Here is an 18,274-nt window from a genome sequence, read left to right as displayed (position 1 = left end):
GACGTGGTTCGGCCCCACCGGGACTGCTCAGTAATGAGTGTCCGCGACGAATCGTCAACTGTCAACAGTTGACGAGGGTCTACCCGATGAGGTCCCGGAACTTGTAGTAAGCGCCGGCGAAGGGCAGGAACCACGGCGGGCCGAAATGTCCCGGGATCCGCGTGAACGCCAAGTCTCGCCAGGGGTTGGCCTCCGGCCGCCCGTCGAGGTATTCGGCCATCTGCTTGCCCATGTGCGTGGCCATCTGGACGCCGTGGCCGGAATAGCCGGCCGAGTAGTACAGGCCGTCCTGCCGGCCGGCGTGCACCATCCGGTCCATGCTCATGTCGACCAGGCCGCCCCAGCAGTAGTCGATGCGGGCGTGCGCCAGCTGGGGAAAGGCGTCGGTCATCGCCTTTCGCAGGATCTGCCCGCTCTTCTCGTCCGACTGGGGGCTGGACATCGCGAACCGGGCGCGGCCGCCGAACAGCAGCCGGTGGTCCGGGGTGATCCGGAAGTAGTGCAGGAGGTTCTTGGTCGTCGAGGCCATCCGCCGGTTCGGCAGCAACCGGTCGCAGACCTCCTCGCCCAGTGGTTCGGTGACGATGATGAAGCTGCCGACCGGGGCGATCCTGACCTGGAGCCAGCGGAACGGCCGGCCGGTGTAGCCGCTGGTCGCGACGAGGACCTGATCGGCCTGGACGGTCCCGCGCGGTGTCACCAGCTCGTGCTTCGTGCCGCCGAGTCGCTTGACCTGCTCGACGGGTGCTTTCTCGTGGATCGTGGCGCCGGCCCGCGCCGCGGCCTCGGCGAGCCCTTTGACGAACTTGCCGACGTGCAGGCCGCCACACCGGGGGTCGATGAGCCCGCCGTGATAGGAGCCGGATCCGATCTCGGCGCCGAGTTCGCTCTTCGGCACCAGGTGGGTCTCGCGGCCGAGGTGGTCGGCCAGCGCGGCTTGGGTCTTGCGCAGGCCGTCGAGGTGGGCCGGCTTCGCCGCGAGGACCAGCTTGCCGGAACGGGCGAAGTGGCAGTCGATTCCTTCGTCGGCGACGAGCTTCTCGACGGTGTCGAGCGCTTCGATGTACGCCAGGTAGTACGCCTTGGCGGCGTCGACCCCGTAGCGGTCGATCGCGTCGCGGAACCCGATCGCCATGCCCGTGGTCGCCATGCCGCCGTTGCGGCCCGAAGCGCCCCAGCCGACCGTCTCGCGCTCGAAGACGTGCACGTCGGCACCTTTGCGCGCCAGGTGCAGTGCCGCCGACAGGCCGGTGAGGCCGGCTCCGACGATGGCCACGCCGACGCGGCCGCCGATCTCGGTTCCCGACCGGTCGGGTCCCTTCGGTGCGGTGTCGAGCCAGTACGGGGTGAACTTCATCGCGCTTCTCCTGCCGTCGCTCCAGGTCGAGCTGTCGTCGGCGGGGAGCGTATCACTCATGGTTTCAGTTCCAATCTGAAACTTTTTACCGCTATGGTCACGAGGTGACGAGCAACCCCACATCGCGTGACTACAACAAGGCCGCGGTCCTCGAGGTGGTCCTTTCCCAGGCACCGTTGACACGCAACGAGGTCATCGAACTCACCGGCCTGAGCAAGGCCACGGTGTCGCGGGCGGTGGAAGAACTCCGTGCGGACGGTTTCGTCGCCGACGGCGGGGTCGGCGCGGTCACCGGCCGAGGCAGGCGATCGACCTATCTGGACGTGCCTGACACGACCGGGCACGTGGCCGGGGTCAGTTTCGGCGTGCTGACCACCTGTGTCCTGGTCGCCGACCTGCGGGGCCGCGAGGTGTGCCACGTGGTCGCGCCGACCCCGAACCACGACGAGGTCGGCGCCGCCGCCGTGTGGCTGGCCGGCCTGGTCGAGAAGACCGCCGCGGCCGCGCGAGGACCCCTCCGCCAGATGGTCGTCGCGGTGCCCGGCCGGGTCCGCGACGGCACGGAGATCTTCAGTCCGTCGCGGTCGATGAAGATCTTCACGGGCTCCGGCCTCCATCGCGCCATCGTGGATCTGGTCCACGCTCCCGTGCTCGTGGACAGTGACGCCAACGCGTCCTTGCTGGGCATCCTGGCCGAGGACACCGGAATCAGGAACGCCGCGCTCTTCAACGTCAGCAGCGTGCTGAACTTCGCCGGCTGCACCGAACACGAACTCGCCCGGGGGCGCACGCCGGCTTTCGGCGGGATCGGTGTCCTCTGCGCCGGTGCCGGCCAGGAGACGCTCGAGGGGCTGATGAGTGCGCGCGGCCTCCTCAAGTTCGCCCGTGGCCGGGGACTGGATCTGACGCGCGTCGAGGAACTCTGGCGAGGGCGGCGGGACGACGCGGCGCGCGCCGGGGTGCTGGACGCGTTCACCGCGGCGATCGTGACCGCCACCAGCGCTGTCGCCGTGACGCTGGACCCGGAGACGGTCTACTTCGCGGGCCGGTTGTGCCCGCTCGTCGAGGAGATTCTTCCCGAGGTGCGCAGCCGCCTCGACCGGATCCTCCCGGCGGCTCCCGAGATCAAGACCGTGCCGCAGGTCGTCGGTCTGTCCACGGCACGCGGGGCGGTGTTCGCCTGCCTGGCGCCGGCCCGGGAACGGCTGCGGGATGCGGTGCTCGGGGCGCGCGGCCGACGCGGGGCTCCGTCCAAACGGGACTTTCCCGGCGGAAGCACCCGAGGTTAAAAGTTTCAGGTTGGAACTGGAACGAACTGTGCTATGGTCGGTCCATCAGCGAGCAACACCGACCGAGACTGAAGGTAACCGCCGATGACTTCGACGTTGAGTCGGGCAATCGCCAACTACCCCAACCGGTTCGACCCCCGGGTGCTGGGCGAGCTTCCCGCGACCCTCCGAGAGACCATCCGCCGCCGCGGCGAGGTGCTCGGTCCCGGCTACACGCTCATTTACCGGGAGCCGGTCGAGTTCGTCTCCGGGCACGGGGCGCACCTGATCGACCGCGACGGCAACGACTACCTGGACGCGTACAACAACGTTCCCTGCGTCGGCCACGCTCACCCGCACGTGGCCGAAGCGGTCGCCCGCCAGGTGGCGACGGTCAACACCAACACGCGCTACGTCCAGGAGTCACTGGTCGCCTACGCCGAGCGGTTGCTCGCGACCTTCCCCGAAGGACTGAGCAGGCTGAGTCTCGCCTGCAGCGGTTCGGAAGCCAACGATCTCGCGGCGCGGGTGGCGAAGTTCCACACCGGCGGCACCGGGATCATCGTGACCCGGTGGGCTTATCACGGCATCACCAGTGAGGTCGCGAGCTTCTCACCCACGCTGGGCGCAGGCTCACCCCTGGGGCCGAACGTCCGCGTCATCGATCCGCCCGACCCGCGGCTCGCCGCGCCCGGGGTCTCGCTCGCCGAGCACATGCGTGGTCAGATCCGCGGCGCGATCGACGATCTCGAGCGCCACGGGTTCCGGCTCGCGGCTCTGATCACCGACGGCGCGTACTCCAGTGACGGGATCTTCACCGACCCGGTCGGCTACCTGCGGAGCATGGTCGAAGAGGTGCACGCGGCAGGCGGGGTCTACATCGCGGACGAGGTGCAGGCGGGGTTCGCCCGGCTCGGGGAGACGATGTGGGGCTTCAGCCGCCACGGCGTGCTGCCGGACATCGTCACCATGGGCAAGCCGATGGGCAACGGGATGCCGATCTCCGGTGTCGTGTTCCGCCCCGAGGTCTCCGACGAGTTCGGGCGGAACGTCCGCTACTTCAACACCTTCGGTGGCAGCTCGATCCCGGTGGCCGCCGGTGCCGCGGTGCTGGACGTCTTCGAGGAGGAGAACGTCCAGCAGCGCGTCCTCGAGAACGGCACGGCCCTCCGGAAGGGGCTCGAAGAGATCACGAAGGACTCCGCGCACGTCGCCGAGGTCCGCGGCAGCGGCCTGTACGTCGGTGTGGAGATCGTCGGGGACCGGCAGGCGAGCGAGCCGGATCGAGCGCGTGCCGAGGAGGTCATCAACGACCTGCGCGATCGCCGGGTCCTCATCAGCGGCACGGGCCAGGCCGCGAACGTCCTGAAGATCCGTCCGCCCCTGGCTTTCACCGCCGCGGACGTGACCCGGTTCCTGGAGACCTTCGCCGAGGTCGCGAAGGTCCGGCTGTAGCGGCCCGCCCGAAGGAAACGATCGTGACCACCGCACCGGACGCGAGCTTCGCTCAGTGGCTCTTCGAGGAGAGCGGCCTGGCGTCGTCGCACGAGCCCATGGACGTGGCGCTCGTGAGCGCCCTCGTCGAGAAGCACTACCACGTCGAGGGAAACCTCGAGAGGCTGGCGACGGAGAAGGACGACACCTTCCGGCTCAGGACCGGCTCGGGGGACTACCTCGTGAAGGTCTCCCCGCCGGACGAGCCGGAGTCCGTCGTCGCGCTCCAGACCGCCGCGATGCGCTTTCTCGAGGACGCTGCCCCGGAGCTGCCGGTCCAGCGGGTGAAGATGACGGTGGATGGGGCCGACAACGTCGTTCTCGCGGCGCGCGACGGCAGGACCCGCGTTCTCCGGGTACTCGGCTTCGTCGACGGCGAGGTCCTGGCGCGGACGAACGCGGAACCGGGTCAGCTCGCCCGCGCCGGTGAGATGCTGGGCCGGGTCGACCTCGCGCTCGCGGCGTTCACCCATCCCGCGGACCGGCGCGGGCTGGTGTGGGACATCCGCCATTTCCACCGGCTGACCGGACTCGCCGAGCACACGCCGGACCCCCGGCACGCCCGGCTGGCCAGGGAGGTCTTCCGCCTCTTCGACGCCGCGGTCGTCCCGCACCTGGGTCACCTCGAAACGCAGGTGATCCACGGGGACTTCAGTCCCCACAACGTCGTCGTCGACCCGGAGCGCGAGGACTTCGTGATCGGCGTGATCGACTTCGGCGACGCGGTGCGCAGTGCCGTGGTCTTCGACCCCGCGGTGCCGATGGCGAACCTGCTCGGCCGGACTCCGCACGACCCGTGGCTGGAGGCGCGCGCTTTCGCTGCCGGCTACACCCGCGTGCGCCCGCTCGGGGGCCGGGAACTCCTGGTGCTCCCGGTGGCCGCACTCGCCCGGCTCACGCTGCGTGCGCTGATCACCGACTGGCGCGCGGAGCGCGCACCGAACCGGCGTGCCTACGCGCTCAGCCACGCCAAGGACGACTGGACCAACGTGGAGCGCGCACTCGCGGCTCGCCGAGAGTGAATCGGCGACGACTCAATGTAAACTGTTGACAGTTGACGATAATCGTCGACAATCAACACAGCTTCTTCCGCCCGGCCCCCGCTCCTGACCCCGGCATTCCGAACGGAGACCACCCATGAACGTCATCGACCAGGTCCCCAAGCAGCTCTTCATCGCCGGTGCCTGGCAGGACGCGGAGGCGGGCCGCACACTGTCCGTCGACGACCCGGCGACCGGGAAGGAGCTCGCCCAGGTCGCCGACGCCTCACCCGCCGACGCCAAGCGGGCTGCCGACGCCGCGGCCGCCGCCCAGCCCGGCTGGGCCGCGACCCCGCCCCGCGTGCGCGGCGAGATCCTGCGGCGCGCCTACGAGATCGTCGTCTCCCGCACCGAAGAGCTCGCCCTGCTCATGACGCTGGAAATGGGCAAACCGCTGGCGCAGTCCCGCGGGGAGGTCGCCTACGCCGCCGAGTTCTTCCGCTGGTTCTCCGAAGAGGCGGTGCGGATCGACGGCGGGCTGTCCACGGCCCCGGACGGCGGAAACCGCATCCTCGTCATGCGCCAGCCGGTGGGACCCTGCTTGCTGATCACGCCGTGGAACTTCCCGCTGGCCATGGGCACCCGCAAGATCGGCCCGGCGGTGGCGGCGGGCTGCACCATGGTGCTCAAGCCGGCGCCGCAGACCCCGCTGTCCACCCTGGCCCTCGCCGCGATCCTGACCGAGGCCGGGCTGCCCGACGGTGTCCTCAACGTCGTCCCGACCTCGGACGCGGCCGGGGTCGTCGAGCCCCTGCTGCGCGGCGGGCAGATCCGCAAGCTCTCCTTCACCGGCTCCACCCAGGTCGGCCGGATCCTGCTCGCCCAGTGCGCCGACACGGTCGTCCGCACGTCGATGGAACTGGGCGGCAACGCCGCGGTCCTGGTCTTCGACGACGCCGATCTCGACGTCGCGGTGGAAGGCACGATGCTCGCGAAGATGCGGAACATGGGAGAGGCGTGTACCGCCGCCAACCGCATCTTCGTCCACCGCTCGGTCGCCGGGGAGTTCGCGTCCCGGGTGGCCGCCCGGATGGCCGCGCTCACCGTCGGGCCGGGCACCGAGCCCGGCGTGGACGTCGGGCCGCTCATCGACGACGCGGGCCGGCACAAGGTCGACAGCCTCGTGCGCGACGCCGTGGCGCACGGCGCCGAGGTCCTCACCGGCGGCGAACTGCCGGCCGGGCCGGGCTGCTTCTACCCGCCGACCGTGCTGACGGGCGTTTCCGGCGACGCCGCTCTCATGCGGACGGAGATCTTCGGCCCGGTCGCCGCGATCACGGCGTTCGACACCGAAGAGGAAGCCCTCGCTGCCGCCAACGACACCGAGTGGGGCCTGGTCGGCTACGTGTTCACCCGCTCGCTGGACCGGGCGTTGCGGGTCAGCGAGCGCCTGGAGACCGGCATGGTCGGTCTCAACACCGGCCTCGTGTCCAACCCGGCGGCGCCCTTCGGCGGCGTCAAGCAGTCCGGCCTCGGCCGGGAAGGCGGCCGCGTCGGGATCGACGGGTTCCTCGAGGACAAGTACGTCGCCATCCCCTTCTGACCCCCACGGTCCCGGCGTCCGGCCGGGCCACGAAAGGAAAATCGCCATGATCGAGTTCGAGCCGAAGTACATCACGTTCGACATGCACGGGACGCTGATCCGGTGGCACATCACGGACCTGACCCGCAAGCTGCTGGCCGACATCGTCCCCGACGACCGGATGGACGAAGTCCTGGCCAGGTTCAAGTGGCAGCGTCTCGACGAGGTGCTGAACCCCTGGAAGCCGTTCCCCGACATCATCCACGACTCGCTGCGCAAGGCCCTGGAACGCTTCGACCTGCCGTACCGCAAGGCCGACAGCCAGGCCATCGTGGACGCGATCCCCACCTGGGGTCCCTACCCCGAGGTGCCCGAAGCGCTGCGGACGCTGGCCTCCCGCTACCCCCTGGTCATCCTCAGCAACGCGGCCGACAACCAGGTGATGAGCAACGTCGAGAAGCTCGGTGCCCCGTTCCACGCGGTCTACACCGCCGAGCAGGCCCAGGCCTACAAGCCCCGGTACCAGGCGTTCGAGTACATGCTGGACCAGCTCGGCTGCGGGCCGGAGGAGATCCTGCACGTCTCCGCCAGCCCCCGCTACGACCTGATGGCCGCGAACGACCTGGGCATCACGCACAAGGTCCACGTCAACCGCGGGTTCGAGCCCAGCACCCCCGGCTACGGCTACTACGAGGTCAACCTGCTCTCCCAGGTTCCCCCGTTGCTGGGCCTCTAGACGTGGTCTGCCGCGGCTCGTCGTGAGTGGTAAGTCGGGTTCCGACCCTCATTGCCACTCACGACGGATCCGCGTCAGCCGCGCCGGCTCTGCCCCGTGTTTTCCGTGAGCGTCTGCAGGTAGTGGAGGTCGAGTGCCCGGGTGAAGGCGGCTTGGTCCCGTGCCACCAGCGCGTCGACGATGGCTTGGTGTTCCGCGAGGAGCGAGTCGTCGGAGGGATACCAGCGCTCGAGCCGGTTGATCGACAACGACGACTCGGCGATCAGTGTGGAGTAGGCGCGCTGGATCCGAGAGTTGCCGGACGCGGCCACCAGGGTGCTGTGGAAGCGCAGGTCGAGCTCGACGACTTCGCGCCACCGGCCGGATCGCTCGGCCGGGCCGATCTCGTCGACGATCGCCTGCAGTTCCCGCACGGTTCCTTCGAGGGCGCCGTCGTCGGCGGCCAGCACCTTCGTCCCGCAGCGGGCTTCCAGTGTCTGGCGGGCCTCGTAGATCTCGGCGATGTCCTCGGGCGTGATGTCGGTGACGAAGACGCCGCGGTTGGGGATGCGGACCAGGAGCCCCTCCTGGACCAGCCGCTGCAGTGCCTCGCGCACCGGGCCGCGTGACACGCCGAGCTGCTTGGCGATCTCGGACTCGGACAGCGGCTGGGATGGCTGCAGGATGCCGCCGAGGATGTTGTTCCTGATCTGAGTGGCGATCGTGCCGGACACCGACTGGTAGTCGATGGCCTGGAGGTTCAGGTTCTTCATTCGTTCCCCCTGTTGTGAGACCTACGGTGGTTGTTCGTTCACTGAAGACTGTTGACGATACACCAGTCGACACACAACGTTCACAGCAAACTGTTGACAGTTTACAGTGACCCGGCTTACTGTCTCCTCCTGCCGGACACCTCCGCTTCACCTGGAAAGGGCCACCGTGATCGACTCAGCCTTCCGGCCGAAGTACGTCTCGTTCGACTGCTACGGCACGCTCATCGACTTCCAGATCACCCCGGTCACCCGCGAGCTCGTCGGCGACCGGCTGACGCCCGCGCAGTTCGACCGGTTCGTGACCGACTTCCGGGCGCTGCGGTACGACCAGGTCTGCGGCGAGTTCTACGCGTACAAGCAGGTCCTCCACGACGCCTTTGCCCGTACCTGCAAGAAGTGGGGCTTGGCGGTCGCCGAGGACGCCGGTCAGCGCTTCTCCGACGCGGTGCTGTCGTGGGGGCCGCACGCCGACATCCCCGACCCGCTGAAGAAGCTGGGCGAGCACTACCCGCTGGTGATCCTCTCCAACGCCGACACCAGCTACCTCGACGTCAGCGTCCCCAAGCTCGGAGCCGAGTTCCACGCCGTGTACACCGCCGAGCAGTCCGGCTTCTACAAGCCCCGCTACGCCGCGTTCGAGTACATGCTCGACCAGCTGAACACCCCGCCGGAGGAGTTCCTGCACGTCTCCTCGCACACCCGGTACGACCTGATGCCGGCCTACGACCTCGGCTTCACGAACACCGTGCTGCTCGACCGCGGCTACGACCCGCCGGCGCCGGTGTACGGCTACACCAAGGTCGATTCGCTCGATGAGCTCAACGGCTTGCTGGGGCTCTGAGCGACGATGAAACTGACTTCCTACTGGCAGGACACCGCCGTTCCCGGCGCGGACCACCGGCGTACGGCGATCCCCGAGCGGGTCGACGTCGCGGTCGTCGGCGGCGGCCTCACCGGGACCTCGGCGGCCGTGGAGCTGCGCAAGCTCGGCGCGTCGGTCGCGGTGCTGGAGCAGAACACCATCGGCTGGGGTGCGTCGGGCCGCAACGGCGGCATGGCCACCACCGGACTGGCGATCGGCTTCGGCACCGCCGTCAAACGGTACGGCGCCGACCGCGCGGTCTCGATGTTCCGCACCTACAACGACGCGATCGACAGCATCGAGAAGCTGGTCGCCGAGCACGGGATCGACTGCGACTTCGAGCGGTCGGGCAAGCTCACCCTCGCCTACCGCCCGTCGCACTTCCAGGCGATGCTGAAGACCCAGAAGGCTCTCGCGGACCTCGCCGGGCACGAGGTCGTCACCGTCCCCAAGGCGGAGATCCACCGCGAAATCGGCTCCGACTTCTACCACGGCGCCACCGTCGACCCGCTCGCCGCGGGCCTGCACGTCGGCAAGTTCGTCCACGGCCTCGCGGCCACCGCCGACACGCTCGGCGCGACGATCTGCGAGAACGCCGAAGTCACCGTGCTGGACCGCGACCCGGGCGGCGGGCACGTCCTCCAGACGACCCGCGGCCGCCTGCACGCGGACCAGGTCCTGATCGCGACCAGCGGGTACACCGGCAAGGTGACGCCGTGGCTGCGGCGGCGGGTGATCCCGGTCGGCAGTTTCATCATCGTCACCGAGCCGCTCGCCCAGGACGTCGTGGACCGGATCCTGCCCCACCGGCGGCAGGCGTCGGACAGCAAGAACCTCATCTACTACTTCCGGATCACCCCCGACAACCGGCTGCTCTTCGGCGGCCGGGCCCGGTTCGCCATGTCGAGCCCCGACTCCGACGTCCGGAGCGGGCAGATCCTCGTCAAGGCGATGTCCGAGGTGTTCCCGTACCTCGCGGGCACCCGCGTCGACTACACGTGGGGTGGCCTGGTCGACCTGTCGATGGACCAGCTCGTGCACGCGGGCGAGCGCGACGGTGTGCACTACTCGGTCGGCTACAGCGGGCACGGGGTGCAGATGGCCACGTACATGGGCCAGCGGATGGCCCGCTTCATGTCCGGTGACGCCGAGGCCAACATCTGGGGCGACGTCAAGTTCCCGCCCGTGCCGGGGCACTTCGGCCGTCCGTGGTTCCTGCCGCTGATCGGTGGCGGGGCGCGCGTGCTGGACGCGATCTCATGACCGCCACGGCCACGGTGACCGCGTCGTTCGGCCTGCCGGGCGGGGCGCTGGTCGACGGCGAGTGGCAGACCGGCGAGCTCACCCTGCCGGTGTCCGACCCGCACGACGGCGCGCCCGTCGGCTGGGTCGCGCGCAACGACGCGGCCGACGTCGACGCCGCCGTCCGCGCCGCGGCCCGCGCGGTCACCGAGCCGTGGCCGCTGTGGCAGCGGCGGGAGGCCCTGGACGAGGCTGCCCGGCTCGTGCGGGACGAGGCGGCCTGGCTGGCCGGGATCATCCACACCGAAGGCAGCAAGACCATCGTCGAGGCCGAGCAGGAGGTCCGGCGCTGCGCCGAGACACTGCGCCTGTCGGCGGCGGCGGCCGGAGTCCTGCGCGGCGAGGTGCTCGAGTTCGCCGACAGCGACCGGGGCGAGGGCAAACGCGGCTGGTTCGTCCGCGAACCACTCGGCGTCGTCGCGGCGATCACGCCGTCCAACGACCCGCTCAACCTCGTCGCTCACAAGGTCGGCCCGGCGCTGCTGGCCGGCAACGCGGTCGTGGTGAAACCGGCGGACGCCACCCCGCACTCGGCGCTGGCCCTGGCGGCGATCCTCCTGCGGGCCGGGGTGCCGGCGACCCGGATCGCGGTCGTGTGCGGCGACGGGGAAACCGGGCACGCGCTCGTCACCCATCCTGGTGTCGCCGCGGTTTCGTTCACCGGCGGGCCGGCCACGGCCGCGCGGATCGCCGCCGCGGCCGGGCCGAAGAAGCTCCTGATGGAGCTGGGCGGCAACAACCCGGTGATCGTGTGCGGCACCGCCGACCTCGACGCCGCCGCCGACGCGATCGTGCGCGGCGCGTTCGGGTGCGCCGGGCAGAACTGCCTGTCCGTCCAACGGGTCTACGCCGACGCATCGATCCACGAAGAACTGCTGGCGCGAATCACGGCCGGCGCCCGCGCACTGAAGGTCGGCCCCAAGACCGACCGGACGACGGACGTCGGCCCGATGATCAGCGAGGCCGAAGCCGCCCGCGTCGAAGCGTGGGTCGGCGCGGCACTCGCCGGGGGCGCGCGTGCGCACACCGGCGCCCGGCGCGACGGCGCGTACTACCGCCCGACCGTCCTCACCGACGTGCCGCAGGACGCCGACGTGCTGGTGCGGGAGGTGTTCGGGCCGGTCGTCACGGTCGTGCCGGTCGAGTCCGTCGCGGCCGCGGTCGCGGCGGCGAACAGCGCCCAGGCGATGCAGGCCGGTGTCTTCACCGGCGTGCTCGACGAGGCACTGTCCACAGCGGACCGGCTGCACGCCGGTGCCGTGGTCGTCAACGGCACGAGCGACGTACGGATCGATTCGATGCCGTTCGGGGGGTTCAAAGGTTCGGGGATCGGGCGCGAAGGCGTCCGGTTCGCGGTGGAGGCGATGAGCGAGCCCAAGAGCACGATCATCATCGCCTCGCAGGATCAGTCCACAGTGAATCGCACACAGTAGACAACAGGAACCCGGGCATGTTCTGCTCGTTCGGCGGCGCTACCGCCGCCCGGGCAGCCCCCGTCGAAGGAGAAATCGAATGCGGGTCAAGGCGGCAATGAGCGTGGTGGTCCTCACCGCGACTATGAGTCTCACAGCGTGCAGCAGCAACGCGGGGACGGTACCGGCGGCGGGCGGCGGCGGTGCAGCAACCACCGAACACACCGACGACATCTCGGTCGGCGTGCAGCCGGACCCGGCGGCGGTCGCCCTGCTGCCCGCCGAGGTGAAGGCCAAGGGCACCCTGGTGAGCGCGGAGGACCTGAGCAGCCCGCCGACCACCTTCATGGCTTCGGACAACAAGACCCCGATCGGGTTCAACCCGGACATCGCCCGGCTCATCGCGGCCAAGCTCGGCCTGAAGCTGGAGATCAAGAACGTCAAGTTCGACGTCATCATCCCCGGCCTCCAGGGCAACCGCTACGACCTCACGGTGTCGACCATGGGGACCTCGGCCGAGCGGCTGAAGGTGCTCGACATGATCAACTACTTCACGAACGGCTCGACGGTCGCCACGGCCCACGGCAACCCGAAGCAACTGGCCATGGACTCGCTGTGCGGCGCCACCCTCGGCGTGCAGTCCGGCAGCACCCAGGAGCTCAAGTGGCTGCCGAAGCTCAACCAGCAGAACTGCGTGAGCAAGGGGAAAGAGCCGATCAAGGCCGTCTCGCTGCCGAGTGTCAGCGACGCGCTGACCCAGGTCGCCTCCCGGCGCATCGACGGCGTCTTCTACGACGCGACGTCGCTCAACTGGGCGAAAGCCAAGCAGCCCAACGCCTTTGACGTTCTGCAGCCGGTGCTGAATCCGTTGCCGGTGGCTGTCGCGCTGAACCTGAACTCGCCGCTGACCCCGGCGGTGCAGGCCGCGCTGCAGTCGATCATCGACAGCCCGAAGTACCAGGAAGCCTTGTCGCGCTGGGGTTTCACCGGTCTGGGCGTCACCAAGGCCGAGCGCTCCAAGCCCCAGCCCAAATGACGCAATCGCTGACGAGGAGCAGGAGGCAACCGGTGACCGGACTCCAGCCAGAGCAGAAGAAACGGATCAGGCCCCCGCGCACCCGGGACTACCTCGCCTGGGTGGTGGCGGTCGCGATCGTCGCCGGCCTGGTCTACGCGCTGATCAGTAACCAGAACTTCCGCTGGGACGTGGTGTTCCAGTACTTCACCGCTTCCTCGATCCTCGACGGCGTCGGCATCACCCTGATGCTGACCGCGGTCAGCATGGTGCTCGGGACGGTGCTCGGGCTCGTTCTCGCCGTGATGCGGATGTCGCCGCAGGCGCCGATCTCGGGCATCGCCCGGCTGTACATCACGTTCTTCCGGGGCACCCCGGTGCTGGTCCAGCTGGTGTTCTGGTTCAACGTGGCCGCGCTGTACCCGAACCTGTCCATCGGCATTCCCTTCACGAACGTGTCCCAGGCGCTGGACATGAACGCGCTGATCACCCCGCTCACCGCGGCGATCATCGGGCTTTCGCTCAACCAGGCCGCCTACATGGCCGAGATCATCCGCGGTGGCTTCGCGTCGGTGCCTCGCGGCCAGTTCGAGGCCGCCGAGTCGCTCGGCATGAGTGGGTTCACCAAGCTGCGCCGGGTGATCATCCCGCAGACCATGCCGGCGATCATCCCGGCGACCGGCAACCAGGTGATCGGGATGCTCAAGGAAACGTCACTGGTCAGCGTGCTCGGCGTCGCGGATCTCCTGCAGAGCGCGCAGTCGATCTACGCGCGGACGTACGAGACGATCCCGCTGCTGATCGTGGCGAGCCTGTGGTACCTGATCATGACACTCTCCCTCAGCGTGCCGCAGTCGATGATCGAACGCCGGTTCTCGCGCTCCTCGCGGCCGGTAGTCAAGGTGAAGGAGTCGTTGCTGTGAGCGCCGACGGGACGATCGTGGCACGGAAGCTGTGCAAGAGCTTCGGGCACCACAAAGTGCTGAAGGAAATCGACCTGACCGTGGCGGCCGGGGAGATCTCCTGCATCATCGGGCCCAGCGGATCGGGAAAATCGACACTGCTGCGCTGTATCAACGGGTTGGAGCAGATCGACCGGGGCGTGCTCCGCGTCAACGGCGAGGACTTCGGCTACGTGGAGCACGCGAGCGCGTACCACGCGGTGACCCCGCAGCGCCTCGCCGAACAGCGGACCCGGATCGGCATGGTGTTCCAGCAGTTCAACCTCTTCCCGAACATGACGGCCGAAGCCAACGTGATGTCCGGGCCGGTACTGGTCAAGAACGTCCCGCGGAAGGCCGCCAGGGCACAGGCCGCCGAACTGCTGGCGCGGGTGGGGCTGGCGGACTGCGGGCAGAAGTACCCGGCCCAGCTCTCCGGTGGTCAGCAGCAGCGAGTCGCCATCGCCCGCGCGCTGGCGATGGACCCCACCATCATGCTGTTCGACGAACCGACGAGCGCGCTCGACCCCGAACGGGTCGGCGAGGTGCTCGCCGTCATGCGCGATCTCGCCGACCTCGGGATGACGATGCTCGTCGTCACCCACGAGATGGGGTTCGCGCGGGAAGTCGCCAAGGACATCCTGTTCATGGACGACGGCGTCGCCGTGGAGCGTGGTGACGCGCGCGAGGTGCTGGCCAACCCGGCCGAGCGGCGGACTCAGGAGTTCCTCGAAAGGGTGCTGTGATGGACGGCAAGCTGGCGGTCGTCGGCGTGGGCAGCGTGGGCAGCATGGCCCTGTGGCAGGCGGCGCGCCGGTCCGGCACCCGGGCCGGCGAGGTCGTCGGGTTCGAGGCGCGGACCACGGGACACACCCGCAGCGCGGTCGGCGGCGACACGAGACTGTTCCGGATGACCTACCGCGGCGGGACCGGCTTTGCCCCGCTGCTGGAACGGGCCAACGTGTTGTGGCCGGAACTCGAAGCCGAGACGGGGCACGAGATCCTGACCCGGTGTGGCGGTCTGTCGATCGGCGCCCGGGACGGGGAGTACCTGCCGGAGCTGCTCGCCACCGCGACGGCGAACGGCACCCCGTTCGAGTTCCTCGACCACGACGAGCTCGCCGCCCGCTACCCGCAGCACCGGCTGCGGCCGGACGACTGCGCGCTGTTCGACCCGCGAGCGGGCTTCGTGCGCACCGACCGCGCGGTCGTCGCCGCGACGGAGGCCGCGCGGGCGGCCGGCGCCGAAGTGCTCGAAGGCACGGGCATCGACGAGATCCACGAGGAAGCGGACTCGGTCGTGCTCAGGTGCGGGACGCGCACCTGGCGGTTCGAGCGGGTGATCGTGACCGCCGGAGGCTGGTCGGCGCGCCTGCTCCCGCCGCCGGTCGCGGCCGCCGTCCACCCGCGCCGGAACTACCTCACGTGGTTCGTGGCCCGGCGACCGGAGGAGTTCACGCCGGAGCGGTTCCCGGTCTTCATCCGGATCGAAAGCGACCGCTCGCTCTACGGGGCGCCGAGCACCGACGGGGTGACCGTGAAGGCGACCCTCGACGGGCGCTCCACGCCCGCCGAACACGCCGACCGGATCCGGCGTGAGCTCACCGAGGAGGAGATCACCGAGACCCAAGAAACGGTGGGCGAGTTCCTGCCCGGTCTGGTCCCGAGCATCGTGCGCGCCGACGCGTTCCCGGACCTCTTCACGGCGGATCACGCCCCGTTGCTGGGCAGTCTGCCGGGGCGGCCGCGCACGGTCTTCGCCACCGGTTTTTCCGGCCTGGGCTTCAAGATCGCCCCGGCGTCCGCCGAAGCCGCGGTCGCGATCGCGTTCGGCGAGCCCGCGACCGAGGCGAACGGCCTCCACCCCAACCGCTTCGACACCACCTCACCATCCCTGCGGTAGTCCGTCGTGGCCCGGCAACGCCGTCAGTCCCGGCTCTTCGAACGTCCTCAATGGACGCTTTCGGCCGCACCGCACACCGAGCAGCCCTGGAGGGCACCATGGTTGAGAACGCGTTCCCCGTCCTCGACGGGCCCGCGCTGTGGAGCGCCCAGGCCCACCTGCCCTCCGTTCTCGGCCGTCAGCTCGTGGTCACCCGCGCCGAAGGCAGTTACGTGCACACCGCCGACGGGCGCGCGTTGTTCGACGGCACCGCCGGCCTGTGGCACGCCAACGTCGGTCATGCCCGCGCCGAACTGGCCGACGCGGCCTACGCGCAGATGCGCCGCCTGGAGACCTACCACGTCTTCGGCCGGTTCCTCAACGACCGCGCGGTCGAGCTGGCCGACCGGCTCGCCGCGCTCGCGCCGTTCCCGGCGGCCAAGGTGATCCTCAACAGCGGCGGTTCCGACGCGATCGACGTGGCCTGCAAGCTGGCCCGCCGGCACTGGCAGGTCGCGGGCCGCCCGGCCAAGACGACCGTGCTGAGCCGGGAGTTCGCCTATCACGGGCTGCACGCCTACGGCACCAGCATCGCCGGCCTCGACTTCAACCGCGCCGGGTACGGCACCGACTCGCTCGTCCCCGAGACCGCCCGGATCTCGGCCGACGACATCGCCGCGGTCGAGCGCACCGTGGCGGAGATCGGCGCGGACCGCATCGCGGCGATCGTGGCCGAGCCCGTCCAGGGCACCGGCGGCGTCAACCCGCCCGCACCCGGTTACCTCGAAGGGCTGCAGCGCATCTGCCGCGACAACGACATCCTGTTCGTCGTCGACGAGGTCATCACCGGATTCGGGCGCACCGGCGAAATGTTCGCCAGTGAGCGATACGGGCTGACGCCGGATCTGCTGACGTTCGCCAAGGGGATCACCTCCGGGTACGCCCCGCTCGGCGGGGTTCTGGTCGCCCCGGCCGTCTGGGAGCCGTTCTACCGCGACTCGGCCGAAACCCCGGTCTTCCGCCACGGCGCCACCTACTCCGGACACGCCACCGCCTGCGCGGTCGCCCTGCGCAACCTCGACCTGCTGGAGGAGGAGAAGCTGCTGCCGCGGGTCGTGGAGCTGGAGTTCCTGCTGGCCCAGGAACTCGAGGGGCTGCGCGCTCTGCCCGGCGTGTCCGGCACCCGCGTCGCCGGGCTGCTCGGCGGAGTCACCCTCGCGGGCGACCTCAGCGCCGAAGCGGTGGCCGACGAACTCGTGGAGCACGGATTCGTCACCCGGCCCCTGCGCGGCAACACCCTGCAGCTCAGCCCGCCGTTCATCACGACCGACGACGAACTCCGCGGTCTGGTCCAGGCGATCGGCGCCGTCGTCACCGAACCCGCGAGGTCTTCGGCCCATTGAGTCGCCGGGCCGCCCACCGATCAGGCGGCCAGCACGGCCGCGAGGCCCTCTCGCAGATCTTTGACGAAATACCCGGGGACCTCCAGTGACGGGAAATGTCCTCCCGTCTCGGGCGACCGCCACCGGACGATCCGCCGGTACCGCTCCCGCGCCCAGGCGCGCGGGCACTTCTCGATGTCGCGGGGGTACATGGTGATCGCCGACGGGACGTCGACCCGGAGGTCGGGATCCAGCGAGTTGTGGCTTTCGTAGTAGATGCGGGCCGCCGACGCGCCGGTCCGCGTCAGCCAGTACAGGGTGACGTCGTCGAGAATCCTGTCCAGGGAAATCGTCTCGAACGGGCTGTCTTCGGTGTCCGACCACTCGGCGAACTTGTCGAGGATCCAGGCGAGCAGCCCGGTCGGTGAGTCGACGAGCGAGTAGCCGATGGTCTGCGGCCGGGTCGCCTGCTGCTTCGCGTACGCCGCGCGGTGGTGCCAGAAGTCGCGGGTTTCCTCGGTCCACTCGCGCTCGGCCGCCGTCAGCCCGTCCGTTGTCAACCCGGGCGGTCCCTCCGCGAACGTCGTGTGGATGCCGAGAACGTTCGCCGGGAACCTGCCGCCGAGAACCGTGGTGATGTTGCCTCCCCAGTCGCCGCCGTGGGCGGCGAACTCGCCGTAGCCGAGCCGTCCCATCAGTTCCACCCAGGCGGCCGCGATCTTCTCGGTTCCCCACCCGGTGGTGGCCGGCTTGTCGCTGTAACCGAAGCCTGGCAGCGACGGGACCACGACGTGGAACGCCGGCGCGGCCGCGTCTTGGGGATCCGCCAGTTCGTCCACCACATCGACGAACTCGGCGATGCTGCCCGGCCAGCCGTGCGTCATGAGCAGAGGGGTGGCGTCCGCGCGCGCGGATCGGCGGTGCAGGAAGTGGATGCCCAGCTCGTCGATGGTCGTGCGGAACTGGCCGATCCGGTCGAGGCGCTCTTCGAACGCCCGCCAGTCGTACCCGGTGCGCCAGTAGTTCACGACATCGACGAGGTCGGCGAGCGGAACGCCCTGTGCCCATCGGCGAGGGCCGGGCGCGGCGCCGTGGACCGTCTCGGCCTCCGGGAGCCGCGCCGCGGCCAGTCGCGCGCGCAGGTCGTCGAGGTCGGCGTCGGTCGCGTGGGGTTCGAATGCTTGCACGTCGCTGGTGGGACGGGGCATGAGACCTCCTGCCATCGCGGAACCGGTCGCATCCTTTCGTGAACCGGCTAAGACGGTTCTAACATGCGTTCGTGCCTGCCTGCAACTTGCTAAGGTGGTTC

Annotated in this window: 16 protein-coding genes; 13 read left to right on the top strand and 3 right to left on the bottom strand. The window is 69.6% G+C overall.

The annotated features are described in order from the left end of the window. Positions 1–79: 79 nt before the first annotated feature. Positions 80–1,417 (bottom strand): FAD-binding oxidoreductase, encoded by a 1,338-nt coding sequence (locus AB0M82_RS03445; RefSeq protein ID WP_364717307.1) that lies wholly within the window; start codon positions 1,415–1,417, stop codon positions 80–82. Positions 1,418–1,461: 44 nt separating this feature from the next. On the opposite strand from AB0M82_RS03445, the gene AB0M82_RS03440 reads away from it, so the two are divergent. The 5 genes from AB0M82_RS03440 to AB0M82_RS03420 all read left to right on the top strand — a co-directional run bounded on the left by AB0M82_RS03440 (position 1,462) and on the right by AB0M82_RS03420 (position 7,417). Beyond that, positions 1,462–2,646 (top strand): ROK family protein, encoded by a 1,185-nt coding sequence (locus tag AB0M82_RS03440; protein ID WP_364717305.1) that lies wholly within the window; start codon positions 1,462–1,464, stop codon positions 2,644–2,646. An 84-nt stretch (positions 2,647–2,730) separates the two neighbouring features. Then, the gene (locus AB0M82_RS03435) at positions 2,731–4,080 is read left to right on the top strand and encodes an aspartate aminotransferase family protein (RefSeq protein WP_364717302.1); all 1,350 of its coding nucleotides are present in this window, start codon (positions 2,731–2,733) and stop codon (positions 4,078–4,080) included. Between the two features lie 23 nt (positions 4,081–4,103). Further along, the gene (locus tag AB0M82_RS03430) at positions 4,104–5,141 is read left to right on the top strand and encodes a phosphotransferase (protein WP_364717300.1); all 1,038 of its coding nucleotides are present in this window, start codon (positions 4,104–4,106) and stop codon (positions 5,139–5,141) included. Positions 5,142–5,256: 115 nt separating this feature from the next. Beyond that, the gene (locus AB0M82_RS03425) at positions 5,257–6,702 is read left to right on the top strand and encodes an NAD-dependent succinate-semialdehyde dehydrogenase (RefSeq protein WP_364717297.1); all 1,446 of its coding nucleotides are present in this window, start codon (positions 5,257–5,259) and stop codon (positions 6,700–6,702) included. Between the two features lie 46 nt (positions 6,703–6,748). Then, positions 6,749–7,417, top strand: coding sequence for a haloacid dehalogenase type II (locus AB0M82_RS03420; RefSeq protein WP_364717295.1), 669 nt, complete (start codon positions 6,749–6,751; stop codon positions 7,415–7,417). A 74-nt stretch (positions 7,418–7,491) separates the two neighbouring features. Here AB0M82_RS03420 and AB0M82_RS03415 read toward each other — a convergent pair whose 3' ends face one another. Next, positions 7,492–8,169, bottom strand: coding sequence for a GntR family transcriptional regulator (locus AB0M82_RS03415; RefSeq protein WP_364717292.1), 678 nt, complete (start codon positions 8,167–8,169; stop codon positions 7,492–7,494). A gap of 166 nt (positions 8,170–8,335) precedes the next feature. Here AB0M82_RS03415 and AB0M82_RS03410 point away from each other — a divergent pair, with 166 nt between their 5' ends. From AB0M82_RS03410 to AB0M82_RS03375, 8 genes are all read left to right on the top strand, one after another. Next, the gene (locus AB0M82_RS03410; protein WP_364717290.1) at positions 8,336–9,010 is read left to right on the top strand and encodes a haloacid dehalogenase type II; all 675 of its coding nucleotides are present in this window, start codon (positions 8,336–8,338) and stop codon (positions 9,008–9,010) included. A gap of 6 nt (positions 9,011–9,016) precedes the next feature. Further along, complete coding sequence (locus AB0M82_RS03405) at positions 9,017–10,294, top strand: FAD-binding oxidoreductase (protein WP_364717287.1); 1,278 nt, start codon at positions 9,017–9,019, stop codon at positions 10,292–10,294. Beyond that, positions 10,291–11,766, top strand: a complete 1,476-nt coding sequence (locus AB0M82_RS03400; protein ID WP_364717285.1) for an aldehyde dehydrogenase family protein — start codon at positions 10,291–10,293, stop codon at positions 11,764–11,766. The genes AB0M82_RS03405 and AB0M82_RS03400 overlap by 4 nt, the downstream gene beginning before the upstream one ends. Positions 11,767–11,845: 79 nt before the next feature. Then, positions 11,846–12,781: an ABC transporter substrate-binding protein gene (locus AB0M82_RS03395; RefSeq protein WP_364717282.1), complete on the top strand. Its 936-nt coding sequence runs from the start codon at positions 11,846–11,848 to the stop codon at positions 12,779–12,781. A 32-nt stretch (positions 12,782–12,813) separates the two neighbouring features. Then, positions 12,814–13,683, top strand: coding sequence for an amino acid ABC transporter permease (locus AB0M82_RS03390; RefSeq protein WP_364717280.1), 870 nt, complete (start codon positions 12,814–12,816; stop codon positions 13,681–13,683). Beyond that, on the top strand, positions 13,680–14,447 hold the full coding sequence (locus AB0M82_RS03385) for an amino acid ABC transporter ATP-binding protein (RefSeq protein WP_364717278.1): 768 nt from the start codon (positions 13,680–13,682) through the stop codon (positions 14,445–14,447). Before AB0M82_RS03390 ends, AB0M82_RS03385 begins: the two co-directional genes overlap by 4 nt. Continuing rightward, positions 14,447–15,604 carry an FAD-dependent oxidoreductase gene (locus AB0M82_RS03380; protein WP_364717276.1) on the top strand — a complete coding sequence of 386 codons (1,158 nt, stop codon included), beginning with the start codon at positions 14,447–14,449 and terminating at the stop codon, positions 15,602–15,604. Before AB0M82_RS03385 ends, AB0M82_RS03380 begins: the two co-directional genes overlap by 1 nt. Positions 15,605–15,702: 98 nt before the next feature. Continuing rightward, positions 15,703–16,986: an aminotransferase class III-fold pyridoxal phosphate-dependent enzyme gene (locus AB0M82_RS03375; protein WP_364717274.1), complete on the top strand. Its 1,284-nt coding sequence runs from the start codon at positions 15,703–15,705 to the stop codon at positions 16,984–16,986. A gap of 20 nt (positions 16,987–17,006) precedes the next feature. Here AB0M82_RS03375 and AB0M82_RS03370 read toward each other — a convergent pair whose 3' ends face one another. Next, a complete protein-coding gene (locus AB0M82_RS03370) occupies positions 17,007–18,173 on the bottom strand; it encodes an epoxide hydrolase family protein (protein WP_364717272.1) in 1,167 nt (388 codons plus the stop codon). Positions 18,174–18,274: the final 101 nt, after the last annotated feature.

The organism is Amycolatopsis sp. NPDC051128, assembly GCF_040682715.1.
Classification (GTDB): Bacteria; Actinomycetota; Actinomycetes; order Mycobacteriales; family Pseudonocardiaceae; genus Amycolatopsis.
Note: the sequence above shows the minus strand (reverse complement) of the source record. Positions and strands in the feature narration are given on the sequence as shown.